We start from the raw sequence: 14,735 nt of genomic DNA on the forward strand, positions 1-14,735 counted from the left end.
GGAGCGCGCTCCTTCATTCATCTTGCCAAATAAACCTCCGGGGGTGAGGCCCCCCGGGGCCGAAGGGGGCTGGCCCCCTCTTCGACGCCAGCGATCAGGACCGCCCTTTCCAAGGTACCAGCACCCGCTCGGCCTTGCGCATCAGCATGTCGATGCCAAAGCCGATCACGCCGATCAGGATGATCCCCATCAACACGATATCGGTGAGCTGGAACTTCGAGGCCACCATGATCATCATGCCGGCACCCTGTTCCGCCGCGACCAGCTCGGCCGCCACCACCGTGCCCCAGCAGACCCCCATCGCCACCCGCGCCCCGGTGAAGATTTCGGGCAGCGAATTGGGCACGATCACATGCCGCATGATCTGCGCCTTGGACGCGCCCAGCGAATAGGCGGCGTGCACCTTGGTGATGTTCACCCCCGACACGCCGGAGCGCGCGGCGATGGCCATGATCCAGAGGGCCGCAAGGAACAGCAGGATGATCTTGCCGGTCTCGCCGATGCCGGCCCAGATGATCACCAGCGGGATCAGCGCCAGTGGCGGCACCGGCCGCATAAACTCGACGATCGGATCGAACCAGCCGCGGAACCAGCCCGAGAGACCCATGGCATAGCCCAGCGGGATGCCCACCAGCGCGCCCAGCGCAAAGCCCACCACCACGCGGAACAACGAGAAGCCGAGGTGCTCCCAGAGCGTGCTGTCGCGATAGCCCTCACCGGCAATCTCGCCCAGCCGTGCCACCACCGCCTCTGGCGGTGGCAGCCAGATCGGCTCCATCTGCCAGCCTTTCGCCGGCTCGAAGTTGAGCGTGCCCTTGGGCGACATCCCGACCCGGCCAAAGCCGGTCTGGACTTCGCCGCCCGGAGTGATCTCTTCGCCATTGACCGCCACCACCCGGTGGCCCTGGTCCCGGCCCTTCTCATCGTTGCGGTCGACCCGCAGGAGCCCGGAGCGCCAGGCGCCGATGGTGAAGGCGTCGTTCTTGGCCCAGCCGTCACCCGGCGGAACCTCCGGCGCCACCGCATCCTCGCCCACGGGGTGCACCAGCACGGTGATCGTCGCGTCGTCGCGGCTGCCGTCATCGGCCTCGGCCGTATAGGTGAACTCGGCCACCCCCTCGAACGGTCCCGGCGCATGCAGGAACCGCGGCAGCATTGAGGAGCCGGTGAAGGCGCCCCAGAGCAGGAAGATCGTCAGGACCGAGACCACGCTGGCGATCCGGTTCGAGTTGACCGCGGTCTCGTCGCCGAAGGTGACGGTCTTGCGGGCGCTGTAGCCCTTGGCGGTCTGGTCGACGATCAGCCGCACCAAGAAGAAGGAGCCGACGAAAATCGCGATGTAGAGCAGCAGGATGATCATGCCTCTTCCTCCGCGCGGCCCATGATTTCCTCTTCCATGTCCCAGATCATGCCAAGGATCTCCTCGCGCCGCTCGGCGAATTCAGGGTGTTTCTTGACCTCTCGCAGGTCCTGACCGACGCCGAGATCGGCAAAGGGCAGACGGTACTCGCGGTGGATGCGCCCCGGACGCGGCGCCATCACCAGGAGCCGCTCGCCCAGAAGCAGCGCTTCCTCGACCGAATGGGTGATCAGGATGATGGTCTTACCGGTCTCCTTCCAGAGCCGCAGCACCAGCGATTGCATCTTCTCGCGGGTCAGCGCATCGAGCGCGCCCAGCGGTTCGTCCATCAAGATCACGTCGGGATCATTCGCCAGGCACCGCGCCAGCGCGACCCGCTGCTGCATGCCGCCGGAGAGCTCATAGATCGCCTTTTCCTTGAAATCCTGCAGCCCGACGACATTGAGCAGGTGATCGACCTCGGCGCCGTAGTCCTTTTCACCCTGGCCCTTCATCCGTGGCCCAAAGCTGACGTTCTCGCGCACCGACATCCACTCGAAGAGCGCGCCCTGCTGGAACACCATGCCGCGCTCGGCGTCCGGGCCGGTGACGTCATGGCCGTTCAGCTCGATCTTGCCCGAGGTCGGCGCCAGAAAGCCGGCGACGATATTGAGCAGCGTGGTCTTGCCGCAGCCCGAAGGCCCCAGCACCGACATCAGCTCGCCCTCGGCAAGGTCGAGCGACACGTCCTTGAGTGCCTGCACGTGACTGCCGTTCGGCAGGTCGAATCGCATCGACAGATTTTCGATCAATAGTCCCGACATGGCTGCCCCGATGCCCCTTTTGCCCCTGTGCCTCTTGTTGGTGAGGCCGCTCCTCGGCCCTGGCGGGACGTCCTCGCAAGGAGGGCCCGTCAGGGACCGAGACGCGGCCCGGTCTTTTTTCGCGCCGGCCTACATGCCGCTGGCCGATTGCAGCGGCCCGGTGTTGACCGCGTCCTCATAGCTGTCGAGCGCGCCATCAATCGAGCCGGCCTCGACGAAGACATCCGCCACGCCCTTCATGAATTCCTGCGCGCCGCCGCCGAGCCATTTCTCGCCCAGCTGGTCATCGACCGTCGGGAAGACGAAGGTCGAGATCGTCTGCATCGTCGCATCTTCGTCCATGCCGGCGTCCTTGGCGATCATCGGCAGCATCTTGTCGCGGTTGGCCTCGTCGGCCCACATCGCGTTGGCCTCGGCCGTGACCTTGAGGAACGCCGCCACGGTATCGGAATTCTCCGCCACCCAGGAGGCCGGGCCCGAGGTCACGTCGAACACCAGGATGCCCAGCTCTTCCTTCTCGGCGCCGGTCATCAGCGTATTGCCATGTTCCAGCATCCGGCGCAGCGAACCGCCCCAGCCGCAGGCCATGTCGACCGAGCCCTGCGCCAGCGCCGCGGCGCCGTCCGGCGGCGCCATGTCGACCACGTCGAGCGACGCCACATCAACGCCGAAATGGCTCATCTGCTTGAGGAACCCGTAATGCGCGGCGGTGCCCAGCGGCACGGCGACCTTCTTGCCTTCCAGCTCGGCAGCGCTCGACTGGTCGATCTCGAGCTCTTCCTTGACCACGCAGTTGTCGTTCTCGGAATAGGTCACCGCGACGTCGAGGATCTGCAGGTCCTGCCCGGCCGAGGTCGCCACCACGAAGGGCGGCACGCCCTGGCTGACCGAAAGATGCACGTCGCCAGAAGCCATCGCCGCCGACATCGCGGTGCCGGTGTCGAAGCTGACCCAGTTCACCGGCATGCCCAGCGCCTCGTCGTACATGCCTTCCTGCTTGGCATACTGGAACGGCATCGGCCATTCGAGGAAATAGCCCACCGTGATGCCGTCGCTGTGGCTGGCGGCAAAGCCGGCCTGCGCCGAGGCCATCAGCGCCGCTGCGGCCACCGTACCCAGAACCCGTCGTGTGATCGTCATGTCGAGTGCTCCCGTGTTGGTCCTGCCCTTCTCGGGCATGTGATCGGCCGGACATCCCGGCCACGTCGCGGTTGGTCCGGACGTCGGGTCAATCCGAGCGGAAATCCTTCCGGCGATCAACGAAAAACTTTGCGCGCCGAAAGATACCAAAGGGCTTGCAGGCAAGCGCCTGTCGTTTTTCCGCAATCTTGCCAGCACCTTACCGCATACCGCCCGGTTTCCGGACGGCGCCGGCTTTCCTCTGGACTCAAAGGCAGGCCGGATGTGGCCCTATCCTTCGCCGCCGTTCGCCGCTTTTTTGACAGAAACGACTGCCGGTCTCCGACGGGCCTGCTGGCGTGTGTTCCTTGACCCCCGAAACTGAAAGGTGACGCCATGGATGGCACTCTGAGCGCAAATGACATCAGCCGTGTGGTCGAGGCCGACAAGGCCCACATCTGGCATCACCTGACCCAGCACAAGCCGTTCGAGACCGCCGATCCGCGGATCATCATCGAGGGCCGCGGCATCCACGTCTGGGACCAGCGCGGCACCCGGCTGCTCGACGCGGTCTCGGGCGGCGTCTGGACGGTCAACGTGGGCTATGGCCGCGAGCGGATCGCCAACGCGGTGCGCGACCAGCTGATCAAGCTGAACTATTTCGCAGGCTCGGCCGGCTCGGTGCCGGGCTCGCAGTTCGCCGAGGCGCTGCTCGACAAGATGCCGGGGATGAGCCGGGTCTATTACTGCAACTCCGGGTCCGAGGCCAACGAGAAGGCCTTCAAGATGATCCGCCAGATCGCCCACAAGCGCCATGGCGGCAAGAAGCACAAGATCCTCTACCGCGACCGCGACTACCACGGCACCACGATCTCCTGCCTCTCGGCCGGCGGCCAGGACGAGCGCGGCGCGCAGTACGGCCCCTATACGCCGGGCTTCGTGCGGGTGCCGCATTGCCTCGAATACCGCCGCCACGAACAGGATGGCGCGCCGGTCGAGAACTACGGCGAATGGGCCGCCGACCAGATCGAACAGGTGATCCTGCGCGAAGGCCCCGACACCGTCGGCGGGCTCTGTCTCGAGCCGGTGACCGCCGGCGGCGGCGTCATCACCCCGCCAGAGGGCTACTGGCAGAAGGTCCAGGAGATCTGCCGCAAGTACGACATCCTGCTGCATATCGACGAGGTGGTCTGCGGCCTCGGCCGGACCGGCGAATGGTTCGGCTATCAGCATTACGGCATTCAGCCCGACCTGGTCACCATGGCCAAGGGCGTGGCCTCGGGCTATGCCGCCATCGCCTGCCTCGTCACCACCGAGGAGATCTTCACCCCCTTCAAGTCCAACGCCGCCGACCCGCTGGATTATTTCCGCGACATCTCGACCTTTGGCGGCTGCACCGCAGGGCCGGCCGCAGCACTCGAGAACATGGCGATCATCGAGGAGGAGGACCTGCTGGCCAACACCCGCGCCATGGGGGCCCATATGTTCGAGGCGCTCGAAGCGCTGGCCGAGCGTCACCCGGTGATCGGCCAGGTGCGTGGCAAGGGCCTGTTCCTCGGCGCCGAACTGGTCACCGACCACGACGACAAGACCCCGGTGAGCGAGGCACAGGTCGCCGCGGTGGTCGGCGACTGCGGCAAGCAGGGGGTGATCATCGGCGCCACCAACCGCTCTGTGCCGGGGCACAACAACACGCTCTGCTTCAGCCCGGCGCTGATTGCCAGCAAGGACAACATCGACGAGATCGTCAGCGCCGTCGACCAGGCCCTGACCCGCGTCTTCGCCGGCTGACCGGGCACCGCGAGACCGGCCCCCTGCCCGGCCCACTGCGGGGCCCCCCCTCTCCGGCTTCTTCTGGCCAAAAATATTCCTGGGAGGAGGCCGCAGGCCCCGGGGGGCAAAGCCTCCTCTCAACAATCCTGCGGGGCATAGCCCCCCGCATTCTTCGCAATTCCGCCGACCGCACCATAAGTCCAGATTGCACCCCTCATGCAGCCAGTCTAACCATGGCGCATGGCCGTCCCCGTCGAAGCCTTCTTCCTCGATCCCCATGCCCAGGGCACGCTGCAGGTGCGCATCCAGCAGATGATCGCCCAAGGCATCCTCTCGGGTCGCATCCGGTACGGCGAAAAGCTGCCCTCGACCCGCAAGCTGGCGGCGCATCTGGGCGTCAGCCGGATCACCGTGACGCTGGCCTATACCGAGCTGGTGGCCAATGACTACCTCGCCGCGCGCGGCCGCTCGGGCTATTTCGTCTCGGAGAACGCGCCCAGTCCGCCGCCCGCCTTCGCCGGCGCCGAGGCGCCGCAGCACCCGGTCGACTGGACCCGCGCGCTGGGGCAGCGCTTTGCAAGGGCCTCGGAGGTCACCAAGCCGCTGGACTGGAACCGCTACAAATACCCCTTCGTCTATGGTCAGGCCGATCCGCGGCTGTTCGACCACGCCAACTGGCGGCTCTGCGCCCTGCGCGCGCTTGGCGCGGCGGATTTCCACGCCCTGACCTCGGATTACTACGATCAGGACGACCCCGAGCTGATCGCCTTCATCGCCCGCCACACCCTGCCGCGCCGCGGCATCCAGGCGCAGCCGCAGGAAATCCTCGTCACGCTGGGCGCGCAGAACGCGCTCTGGCTGGCGACCCAGGTGTTGCTGACCCGCGACCGGGTGGCGGCGATGGAGAACCCAGGCTACCCCGCGCTGCGTGACATGCTGCTGCAGGCGCGCTGCCGGTTGGCGGCGGTCGACATCGACGCCGACGGGCTGCCGCCCGAGGCGCTGCCGGCAGAGACCGACGTGATCTTCGTCACCCCGAGCCACCAGGCGCCGACCTCGGCCACCATGCCGATGGCACGGCGCAGGGCGCTGCTTGACCGGGCGCGGGCGCTCGATGCGCTGGTCGTCGAGGATGACTACGAGTTCGAGATGGCCTACCCGGCGGCGCCGCAGCCGGCGCTGAAATCGCTCGACCGCGAGGGCCGGGTGATCTACGTCGGCTCGTTCTCGAAATCGCTGTTTCCGGGGCTGCGGCTGGGTTACCTGGTGGGCGACACGGCCTTTATCCGCGAAGCCCGCAGCCTGCGCGCCAGCGTGCTGCGCCACCCGCCGGGCCATGTGCAGCGCACCACGGCGCATTTCCTGGGCCTCGGCCATTACGACGCGCTGATGCGGCGCCAGGCCCGCGCCCTGCACGAGCGGCGCGCGGCGATGGAGGCGGCGATCCGGGCCGAGGGGCTGGAGGTGGCCGGGGTGCCCGGCCTCGGCGGCTCGTCCTTCTGGATGCGCGCGCCGGAGGGGATGGACACCATCCGGCTGTTCGAGCGGTTGCAGGACCGCTCGGTGCTGATCGAGCCGGGGCATAATTTCTTTGCCGGCGATGCGGTGCCGCGCAACTTCTACCGGCTGGGCTATTCCTCGATTCCGAGTGCCCGGATCGCCGAGGGCATTGCGCTGGTTGCCGCGGCGCTGAAGGCCGAAAGCGGCGCCTAGCGCCGCCAGTGGGTCGGCACGATGATCAGCGCGCCGATCGACGAGACGATGGCGTTGAGCCCCGGCGAGGCAAACCCGAACCCGAACATCAGCCGCACGAAGTAGAACAGGAAGGCGCCGCCGACGCAGATGATGATGCTCTGCAAATAGCCGTTGTGGGTGAAGCCGGATTTCTCCGAGACATAGCCGACGATGCCGGCGATCACCACGGTGCCGATCAGGACCGGAAACATCAGCCCTCTCCCAGCTGCAGCCCGGCGGGCAGCGCCATGCCGCGCAGGAAGGTCTCGGCGTCCTGCGCCGCCTTGCCGGCGCGCTGCAGGGTCAGCAGCCGGACCGCGCCGCGGCCGCAGGCGACGGTGATCGCACCGTCGAGGATCGTGCCCCGCGCGCCCTGCCCCTCGGCCAGTTCCGACATCAAGAGCTTGATGCGCGTGCCCTCGGCCGTGGTCCAGGCGCCGGGAAAGGGCGAGAGGCCGCGGATCTGCCGGTCGATCTCTTCCGCTGGTCGGGTCCAGTCGATCGCGGCCTCGGCCTTGTCGATCTTGCTGGCATAGGTCACGCCGGCCTCGGGTTGCGGCTCTGGCGTCAGCGTCTCGAGCCGGTCCAGCGCCTCCACGATCAGCTGCGCGCCCATCGCGCTCAGCCGGTCGTGCAGCGCGGCTGTGGTGTCTTGGGGCGTGATCGCGGTGGCCTCGCGCAGCAACACCGGCCCGGTGTCGAGCCCGGCCTCCATATGCATGATGCAGACGCCGGTCTCGGCATCGCCGGCCATGATCGCCCGGTGGATCGGTGCGGCGCCGCGCCAGCGCGGCAGCAGAGAGGCATGGATATTGAGGCAGCCCTGCGCTGGCGCGTCGAGCACCGCCTGCGGCAGGATCAGCCCATAGGCCACGACAATCGCCACGTCGGCCTTGAGCGCGGCAAACTCCGCCTGTGCTTCGGCCCCTTTCAGCGAGACCGGGTGGCGCACCTCGAGCCCCAGCGCCGCGGCGCGGGCGTGCACCGGCGTCGGCCGGTCCTTCTTGCCGCGACCGGCGGGGCGCGGCGGCTGGCAGTAGACGGCGGCGATCTCGTGGCCCGCATCGACCAGCGCGTCGAGCACCGGGACCGAGAACTCCGGCGTGCCCATGAAGACCACTCTCATGACAGTTTCCTCGCCTTGCGGATCAGCATGTCGCGTTTGACCTTGCTCAGCCGGTCGAAATACATCCGGCCGTTGAGATGGTCGATCTGGTGCTGCACCGAGGTCGCCCAGAGGCTGACGAAATCACGCTCTTCAGTCTCGCCATGCTCGTTCAGGAACCGCACGGTCACCGCGCGGGGGCGTTTCACCTTGGCCGAGACACCGGGCAGGTTGGGGCTGGCCTCCTCGTGTTCGCGCAGCTGCACCGAGGCGTGCAGCACCTCGGGGTTGGCCATGCGCACCACCCGGCCGCGCTCTTCCGAGGCATCGACCACGGCCAAGCGCACCATCTCGCCCAGTTGTGGGGCGGCAAGGCCGACGCCGGGCATCGCCTCCATCACCTCGATCATCTGTTCCCAGAGAATGCGGTGTTCGTCGGTGAGGGCGCTCACCGGTGCGGCGGGGGTGCGCAGGCGCGTGTCGGGCCAGGGGATCACTTTGCGGGTCATGGCCGATGGGGTAAGCCAGCCCGCGGGTTGTCGCAAGGGGGGATGCGCGCCGCGCCCCGTGGATCAGGCGGTGCGGGCCATCTCGCGCTTGAGCTTGACCATCTTGCGGGTGATCATCTGGCGCTTGAGCGGCTTGAGGTAATCGATGAAAAGCTTGCCGTCGAGATGGTCGATCTCATGCTGCACGCAGGTCGCCCAGAGCCCGTCCATGTCCTGCTCCTTCAGGGTGCCGTCGCGGTCGAGCCAGCGCACGCGGACCTCGGCCGGGCGGGTCACCTCGGCGAACTGCTCGGGGATCGACAGGCAGCCCTCCTCGTAGACATTGAGATCCTCGGAGGCCGCGATGATCTCGGGGTTGAACATCACCACGGGTTTCGGCGGCTGGGTCTCGTCCTTTTCGCAGTCCATCACGATCACCCGATCCATCACCCCCACCTGCGGCGCAGCAAGGCCGATGCCGGGAGCGGCGTACATGGTGTCCAGCATGTCGTCGGCCAGAACGCGCAGATCGTCCGACAGATCGGCGACGGGCGTGCAGAGCTTCTTGAGCCGCGGGTCGGGGTGGATGAGGATGGGCCGTTTCATGCGGGTGATCTAGTGCAGCTTCTCCGAAAGCGCAACGGGCTCAGGCGCGCAGAACCGCGCCGGGGTTCATGATGCCCTGCGGATCGAGCGCCCGCTTGATCGCGCGCATGGCAGCAAGCCGCGCCGGATCGCCATAGCGTTCGAGGTCGGCAACCTTGAGCCGCCCGAGCCCGTGCTCAGCGCTGAACGAGCCGCCCATGTCGACGCAGAGGTCATGCACCGCGCGCTGGATGGCGTCGCGTTGGCCGGCGTAGTCTGATTTGCTGCGGCCCTCTGCGGGAAAGACGTTGTAGTGCAGGTTGCCGTCGCCCAGATGGCCAAAGCAGTTGATGCGGATGTCGGGGAAGTCCGAGAGCGCCTCTGGCGCCCTGTCGATGAACTCCGGCACCAGGCTCAGCGGCAGGGCGATGTCATGCGAGGAGATCGCGCCGATCATCCGATTGGCGGTGGGGATCTCCTCTCGCACCGCCCAGAGTCCGGCGCGCTGCGCCTCGCTCGAGGCGATCACCCCGTCGCTCGCCAGCCCCTCTTCCAGCGCTCCGGCAAAGATCGTCTCCAGCGCAGTCATCGGGTCCTGCCCGGCGCTCATGCCAAGCTCGATCAGCACCGACCATTCGGGGCGGTCGGCAAAGGGCTGGCGGACCTGCGGCAGCTTTTCGGCGAGGAAGTCGAGCCCGGTCCGACCGATCAGCTCGAAGACCGAGACCGCCTCGCCGGCGATATCGCGCGCCAGGCCCAGCAGGCGCAGAGCGGCGGCAGGACTTTCGACCACCACCATCGCGGTGCCGGTGGCCGCGGGGCGCGGCGAGAGCCGCAGGCTGGCGGCGGTGATCACCCCCAGCGTGCCCTCGGCGCCGATCAGCAGGTTGCGCAGGTCATATCCGGTGTTGTCCTTGTAGAGCCGCTGCAGCCCGTTCCAGAGCGTGCCGTCGGGCAGCACCGCCTCGAGACCAAGGCAGAGCGCGCGGGCGTTGCCATAGCGCAGAACGTTGACGCCGCCGGCATTGGTGGCGAGGCAGCCGCCGATCCGGGCGCTGCCCTCGGAGGCCAGCGACAGCGGGAACAGCCGGTCGGCCCCGGTGGCCGCAGCCTGGATATCGGCAAGGATCGCGCCGGCCTCGGCCACCAGCACGTTTTCCTCGGGGTAGAGCGCGCGGATGGCATTCATTCGCTCGAGCGAGAGGATCAGCGCCGGCGGCCCGGCGGGCTGGACCTGACCGCCGACGAGGCCGGTGCCGCCGCCAAAGGGCAGCAGGCCGACACGGGCTGTGTTGCAGGCGGCGACGATCCGCGCCACCTCGTCTGCACTGCGCGGCAGGGCAACATAGCCCCCCTGCCCCTGCCAATGGCCGCGCGGTTCCTCAAGGTAGCGCGGCTCTGCGGGGCGCAGGGTGTCAGCGGGCAACTCCTCTGCGAGGCGCGCGGCGAAACCGGCATCGGCCGGGGAAAGGTCGGTCATCTGGGGTCTCCTTGCGGCCGGTCTTAGCGGCTTGCGGCGGCGAAGGCTATTCGTCGCGCAGCCAGGCGGGGCGCAGGATGACCACGGTCGGCCGCGAGGGCAAGGTGGCGAGGCTGACCTCGATTGATGAGGTGCCGGGGCGGCTGATCTCGAAGTCGTCGGCCATGCCGGCGACAAAGCGCTCGACACCGTAGTCCGAGAACCAGTGCATCGGGATCACGATCGAGGATTTCAGCCGTTTCAGGATGCGGGTCATGGTGCCGAGATCGACGGTCATGCCGCCGTCCACCGCCGCCATCACCACGTCGAGCCGGCCCAGCGCGGCATATTGCCGGTCGTCGGGTTCGTGGTGCAGGTGACCGAGATGACCGATGCAGAGACCGCCGACCTCGAAGACGAAGATCGAGTTGCCCTCGGGCTCGGTGCCGCCGCCGGAGCGGATGTCGGTGGAGACATTGCGCACCAGCATCTCGCCGAGGTCGAGGTAATGATCGATGCCGCTGCCGAAGGGCTCGCCCCAGCCGGGCAGCACATGCGGAATCGCGGGATCGGGGGCATGGGTGAAATGGCTGGAATGGGCGTGGTTCATGGTGACCACATCGGGGATCATCGTGGTGGTGCCGATGAAGCCGGTGAAATCGGTGATGGCGTTGAGCCCGCCCTGGGTGCGGATCAGAAAGGCGGCGTGCTGGATGTACTGGATGCGCACGGTGTAATCGGGCAGCGGGTCTGACCAGGCGGCCTTGTGGATGTAGCTGATCCCGGGCGCGGCATCGGCAATGGCGATGCAATGCGAGGGGCGGCGGTCTTGCTGGGCGCTGGCGGGGGTGGCTGCGGTGGTGATGGCGGTGAAGAACAGGGCCGTCAGGAGAAATCGGAACATGGGGCTTACCTCTCTGCGGCGAGGATAGCGCGATTCGTGGCTGGGTCACCGGGTTTTGATGCGCCGGAGCGAGGGGCCAGCCCCTCGTCGTCCATTGGGCTTGAACCAATGGCGCCACAAAGACAGACCCCCGGAGTTTATTAGGCAAGATGCGTATAGGAGCCTTTGCCCTAGAGGCCGGCGTCGGTCTTGCCGCGGCGGTCGATGCGCAGGGCGGCATAGAGCACATGGGTGCGCCACCGGCCGTTGATCTGCAGGTAGCTCTGGGCCACGCCCTCGTATTTGAAACCGGCGCTTTCCAGCAAGCCGCGGGAGGCCTGGTTTTCCGGCAGGCAGGCGGCCTCGAGCCGGCTGAGGTCCATCTTGGTAAAGGCGTGGTGGACCAGCGCCAGGATCGCCTCGCGCATATAGCCGTGGCGGGCATGGGCCTCGCCGATCCAGTAGCCCAGCGTGCCGGCCTGGGCCGGGCCGCGGCGGATGTTGTCGAGGGTGATGGCGCCGAGAAGCGCCTGGTCGGCGCGGCGCACAAGGAAGAGCGGCATGGCGGTGCCGTTGGTGATCGCGCGCTGCGACCAGTAGACCCGGTTGGTAAAGCTCTTGCGGCTCAGGTGATCGTTCGACCAGGTCGGCTCCCAGCGGGTGAGGAACCCGCGCGAGCTGTCGCGCAGGGCCGACCAGTCGCGAAAGTCCGAATGCAGCGGCGCGCGCAGGGTGAGACGATCGGTCTCGAGCCGTATCCTGCGCCGCGTGAGCAGCATCAGGCGGCGCGCCGCGCGTTCAGCCCCGCGAGATCCGGAGCGGCCTCGACCGGGCCGTAGAGCGCCAGTGCCGCCGGCGCGTTGGCGGCAAGATGACCGCCGAAGTCGCGCACGCCCTTGACGGTGACGGCGTCGATCCGGGCGATGCTTTCCGAAAGGTCCGGCACCCGGCCCCAGATCTGCACCATGCGGGCCAGACGCTCGGCGCGGCTCGAGGGGCTTTCCAGCCCCATCAGCAAGCCGGCCTTCATCTGGGCGCGCGCACGGGCCACTTCCGCCTCGGTCATGTCATCGGCGGCGCGTTTCAGCTCGTCGATGGTGAGCCCCACAAGGTCGGACAGCTGCTCGGCCGAGGTGCCGGCATAGATCGTCATCATGCCGGTGTCGGCATAGGCGCCGGCCTGGGCAAAGATGGTGTAGCACAGGCCCCGATTCTCGCGGATCTCCTGAAACAGCCGCGAGGACATGCCGCCCCCCAGCGCCACCGAATGGACCTGAGCGGTATAGATCGCCTCGTCGCGGTAGCCGGGGCTTTCCAGCGCCAGCGCGAAATGCGCCTGTTCCAGCGATTTCACCGTGCGGCTCTCGCCGCCGCCGAACCGCGCCGGGCTGTCGGTCTCGGCCTTGCGCGGGGCGAGATGGCCAAAGAGCGCTTCGGCCTGTTTCACCAGCGCCGCGTGATCGACCGCGCCGGCGGCCGAGAGGATCATCTGGTCGGGGCCGTAATGCTCGGTGACGAAGCGCGCGAGGTCATCGCGGCCAAAGCCTTGGACCCGCTCAGGCGGGCCGAGGATCGAGCGGCCCAGCGCCTGGCCGGGGTAGGAGGCCTCTTGCAGCCAGTCGAAGATCACGTCGTCGGGCGTGTCGTTGGCCTGGCCGATTTCCTGCAGGATCACGCCGCGCTCGACCTCGATCTCGCGCGGGTCGAACACCGGGTTGAGCAGGATGTCGGCCACCACGTCGACCGCCAGCGGCACGTCGGCCTTGAGCACGCGGGCGTAATAGGCGGTCACCTCCCGCGAGGTATAGGCGTTGATATAGCCGCCGACGTCCTCGATCTCTTCGGCGATCTGCAGCGCCGAGCGGCGCTCGGTGCCCTTGAAGGCCATGTGCTCGAGGAAATGCGCGATGCCGTTCTGGTCTTCGCGCTCGGCGCGGCCGCCGGCGCCGACCCAGATGCCGACCGAGGCCGATTCCAGCCCCGGCATGTGTTCGGTCACGACGCGGAGACCGTTGGCGAGCGTGTGCAGTTCTACCGTCAAGAGGCGATCTTCTCCCGGATGTGGGTTTCAAGGGCGGCGAGGTCGTTCGACACTCGGGTCACCCGTTCCGGACGCTCATACAGATCCGCCATGCGTTGGGGAAGCCCCGGCCGCACGCCGGCCGCTTTTTCCACCGCGTCAGGGAATTTCGCCGGATGGGCGGTGGCGAGCGTGATCATCGGGGTCTGCGCCACGCGCTGCTCTTCGGCCACCTTCACGCCGACGGCGGAATGCGGGCAGAGCAGCTCGCCCATGGTCTTGCGGGCGTGGGCGATGGTGGCCATGGTCTCGTCCTCGCTGGCGCGGCCAGAGTCGAAATGCTCGCGCAGCCGTTCCAGCGCCCCCTGGGACACCGAGAAGCCGCCCTGCCCCAGCTCGTCCATCAGCTGGCCGATGGCATTGCCGTCGCGGTCATAGGCGTCGAACAGCGCGCGCTCGAAGTTGGAGCTGACCTCGATGTCCATCGACGGCGAGATCGAGGCATGAACCGCGTCCTTGGCATAGGCGCCGGTCGACAGGCAGCGGTGCAGGATGTCGTTCTGGTTGGTGGCAATCACCAGCCGGTCGATCGGCAGGCCCATGCGCTTGGCGATATAGCCGGCGAAGATGTCGCCGAAATTGCCGGTGGGCACGGTAAAGGAGACCTTGCGCTGCGGCGCGCCGAGCGCCACGGCGGAGGAAAAGTAATAGACCACCTGCGCCAGCACCCGCGCCCAGTTGATCGAGTTGACCCCGGCGAGGCGCACCTCGTCGCGGAACTCGAAATGGTTGAACATGTCCTTGAGACGCGCCTGGCAATCGTCGAAATTGCCGTCCACGGCGAGCGCGTGGACATTGGCCTCCGACGGCGTGGTCATCTGCCGGCGTTGCACTTCGCTGACCCGGCCATTCGGAAAGAGGATGAAGACGTCGACCGCATCCAGGCCCCGGAAGGCCTCGATCGCGGCAGAACCGGTATCGCCCGAGGTTGCGCCGACGATGGTGACCCGCTCGCCGCGCCGCTTGAGCGCATCCTCGAACAGCTGGCCGATCAGCTGCATCGCGAAGTCCTTGAAGGCCAGCGTGGGGCCGTGGAAGAGCTCGAGCAGGAAGTGGTTGGGCGCCAGCTGCACCAGCGGCGCGCGCGCACCGTGGCCGAAGACTGCATAGGCGCGGGTGATGCAATCGCCGAAGCTCTCGTCGGTGAAACTGTCGCCGACAAAGGGGCGCATCACGCGAAAGGCGACCTCTTCGTAGCTCAGGCCGGCCAGCGCCGCGATGTCGTCATGGGACATCTGCGGGATCTCGGCGGGGACATAGAGGCCGCCGTCCCGGGCGAGGCCGCTGAGCATCGCCTCTTCGAAGGAAAGTTCCGGGGCGCGGCCCCTGGTCGAGATGTATTTCAT

14 protein-coding genes are annotated in these 14,735 nt (G+C 67.4%); 2 read left to right on the forward strand and 12 right to left on the reverse strand.

The window, feature by feature from the left end; all coding sequences use genetic code 11:
- Nucleotides 1–94: 94 nt before the first annotated feature.
- From VOI27_RS01975 to VOI27_RS01985, 3 genes are all read right to left on the reverse strand, one after another.
- Nucleotides 95–1,360 carry an ABC transporter permease gene (locus VOI27_RS01975; RefSeq protein WP_323763607.1) on the reverse strand — a complete coding sequence of 422 codons (1,266 nt, stop codon included), beginning with the start codon at nt 1,358–1,360 and terminating at the stop codon, nt 95–97.
- A complete protein-coding gene (locus tag VOI27_RS01980) occupies nt 1,357–2,163 on the reverse strand; it encodes an ABC transporter ATP-binding protein (RefSeq protein WP_323763608.1) in 807 nt (268 codons plus the stop codon). Before VOI27_RS01980 ends, VOI27_RS01975 begins: the two co-directional genes overlap by 4 nt.
- 129 nt (nt 2,164–2,292) lie before the next feature.
- Nucleotides 2,293–3,303: an ABC transporter substrate-binding protein gene (locus VOI27_RS01985; protein WP_323763609.1), complete on the reverse strand. Its 1,011-nt coding sequence runs from the start codon at nt 3,301–3,303 to the stop codon at nt 2,293–2,295.
- 375 nt (nt 3,304–3,678) lie between these two features.
- Here VOI27_RS01985 and VOI27_RS01990 point away from each other — a divergent pair, with 375 nt between their 5' ends.
- Together VOI27_RS01990 and VOI27_RS01995 are read left to right on the forward strand one after the other, a co-directional pair.
- Nucleotides 3,679–5,073, forward strand: a complete 1,395-nt coding sequence (locus VOI27_RS01990; protein ID WP_323763610.1) for an aspartate aminotransferase family protein — start codon at nt 3,679–3,681, stop codon at nt 5,071–5,073.
- Between the two features lie 222 nt (nt 5,074–5,295).
- Nucleotides 5,296–6,768: a PLP-dependent aminotransferase family protein gene (locus tag VOI27_RS01995; protein ID WP_323763611.1), complete on the forward strand. Its 1,473-nt coding sequence runs from the start codon at nt 5,296–5,298 to the stop codon at nt 6,766–6,768.
- Here VOI27_RS01995 and VOI27_RS02000 read toward each other — a convergent pair.
- From VOI27_RS02000 to thrC, 9 genes are all read right to left on the reverse strand, one after another.
- Entirely contained in the window at nt 6,765–7,001 is a 237-nt protein-coding gene (locus VOI27_RS02000) for a hypothetical protein (protein ID WP_323763612.1), read from the reverse strand. The two genes, VOI27_RS01995 and VOI27_RS02000, sit on opposite strands and share 4 nt — an antisense overlap.
- A complete protein-coding gene (fmt, locus tag VOI27_RS02005; protein ID WP_323763613.1) occupies nt 7,001–7,915 on the reverse strand; it encodes a methionyl-tRNA formyltransferase in 915 nt (304 codons plus the stop codon). Before fmt ends, VOI27_RS02000 begins: the two co-directional genes overlap by 1 nt.
- Entirely contained in the window at nt 7,912–8,403 is a 492-nt protein-coding gene (gene def / locus VOI27_RS02010; RefSeq protein WP_323763614.1) for a peptide deformylase, read from the reverse strand. Before def (VOI27_RS02010) ends, fmt begins: the two co-directional genes overlap by 4 nt.
- Before the next feature lie 63 nt (nt 8,404–8,466).
- On the reverse strand, nt 8,467–8,988 hold the full coding sequence (gene def / locus VOI27_RS02015; protein ID WP_323763615.1) for a peptide deformylase: 522 nt from the start codon (nt 8,986–8,988) through the stop codon (nt 8,467–8,469).
- 40 nt (nt 8,989–9,028) lie between these two features.
- On the reverse strand, nt 9,029–10,447 hold the full coding sequence (locus tag VOI27_RS02020; RefSeq protein ID WP_323763616.1) for an FAD-binding oxidoreductase: 1,419 nt from the start codon (nt 10,445–10,447) through the stop codon (nt 9,029–9,031).
- Between the two features lie 46 nt (nt 10,448–10,493).
- Nucleotides 10,494–11,330 (reverse strand): MBL fold metallo-hydrolase, encoded by an 837-nt coding sequence (locus tag VOI27_RS02025; protein ID WP_323763617.1) that lies wholly within the window; start codon nt 11,328–11,330, stop codon nt 10,494–10,496.
- A gap of 170 nt (nt 11,331–11,500) precedes the next feature.
- The gene (locus VOI27_RS02030) at nt 11,501–12,088 is read right to left on the reverse strand and encodes a GNAT family protein (RefSeq protein ID WP_323763618.1); all 588 of its coding nucleotides are present in this window, start codon (nt 12,086–12,088) and stop codon (nt 11,501–11,503) included.
- Entirely contained in the window at nt 12,088–13,350 is a 1,263-nt protein-coding gene (locus VOI27_RS02035) for a pitrilysin family protein (RefSeq protein WP_323763619.1), read from the reverse strand. Before VOI27_RS02035 ends, VOI27_RS02030 begins: the two co-directional genes overlap by 1 nt.
- The gene (gene thrC, locus VOI27_RS02040) at nt 13,347–14,735 is read right to left on the reverse strand and encodes a threonine synthase (RefSeq protein ID WP_323763620.1); all 1,389 of its coding nucleotides are present in this window, start codon (nt 14,733–14,735) and stop codon (nt 13,347–13,349) included. Before thrC ends, VOI27_RS02035 begins: the two co-directional genes overlap by 4 nt.

The sequence above is a fragment of the Marinovum sp. genome (assembly GCF_034669705.1).
GTDB lineage: Bacteria > Pseudomonadota > Alphaproteobacteria > Rhodobacterales > Rhodobacteraceae > Marinovum.

Excerpts from the sequence above, each read along its gene's own strand:
- VOI27_RS01975 (WP_323763607.1), bottom strand. The coding sequence starts at position 1,360 with ATGATCATCCTGCTGCTCTACATCGCGATTTTCGTCGGCTCCTTCTTC.
- VOI27_RS01980 (WP_323763608.1), bottom strand. The coding sequence starts at position 2,163 with ATGTCGGGACTATTGATCGAAAATCTGTCGATGCGATTCGACCTGCCG.
- VOI27_RS01985 (WP_323763609.1), bottom strand. The coding sequence starts at position 3,303 with ATGACGATCACACGACGGGTTCTGGGTACGGTGGCCGCAGCGGCGCTG.
- VOI27_RS01990 (WP_323763610.1), top strand. The coding sequence starts at position 3,679 with ATGGATGGCACTCTGAGCGCAAATGACATCAGCCGTGTGGTCGAGGCC.
- VOI27_RS01995 (WP_323763611.1), top strand. The coding sequence starts at position 5,296 with ATGGCCGTCCCCGTCGAAGCCTTCTTCCTCGATCCCCATGCCCAGGGC.
- VOI27_RS02000 (WP_323763612.1), bottom strand. The coding sequence starts at position 7,001 with ATGTTTCCGGTCCTGATCGGCACCGTGGTGATCGCCGGCATCGTCGGC.
- fmt (WP_323763613.1), bottom strand. The coding sequence starts at position 7,915 with ATGAGAGTGGTCTTCATGGGCACGCCGGAGTTCTCGGTCCCGGTGCTC.
- def (WP_323763614.1), bottom strand. The coding sequence starts at position 8,403 with ATGACCCGCAAAGTGATCCCCTGGCCCGACACGCGCCTGCGCACCCCC.
- def (WP_323763615.1), bottom strand. The coding sequence starts at position 8,988 with ATGAAACGGCCCATCCTCATCCACCCCGACCCGCGGCTCAAGAAGCTC.
- VOI27_RS02020 (WP_323763616.1), bottom strand. The coding sequence starts at position 10,447 with ATGACCGACCTTTCCCCGGCCGATGCCGGTTTCGCCGCGCGCCTCGCA.
- VOI27_RS02025 (WP_323763617.1), bottom strand. The coding sequence starts at position 11,330 with ATGTTCCGATTTCTCCTGACGGCCCTGTTCTTCACCGCCATCACCACC.
- VOI27_RS02030 (WP_323763618.1), bottom strand. The coding sequence starts at position 12,088 with ATGCTGCTCACGCGGCGCAGGATACGGCTCGAGACCGATCGTCTCACC.
- thrC (WP_323763620.1), bottom strand. The coding sequence starts at position 14,735 with ATGAAATACATCTCGACCAGGGGCCGCGCCCCGGAACTTTCCTTCGAA.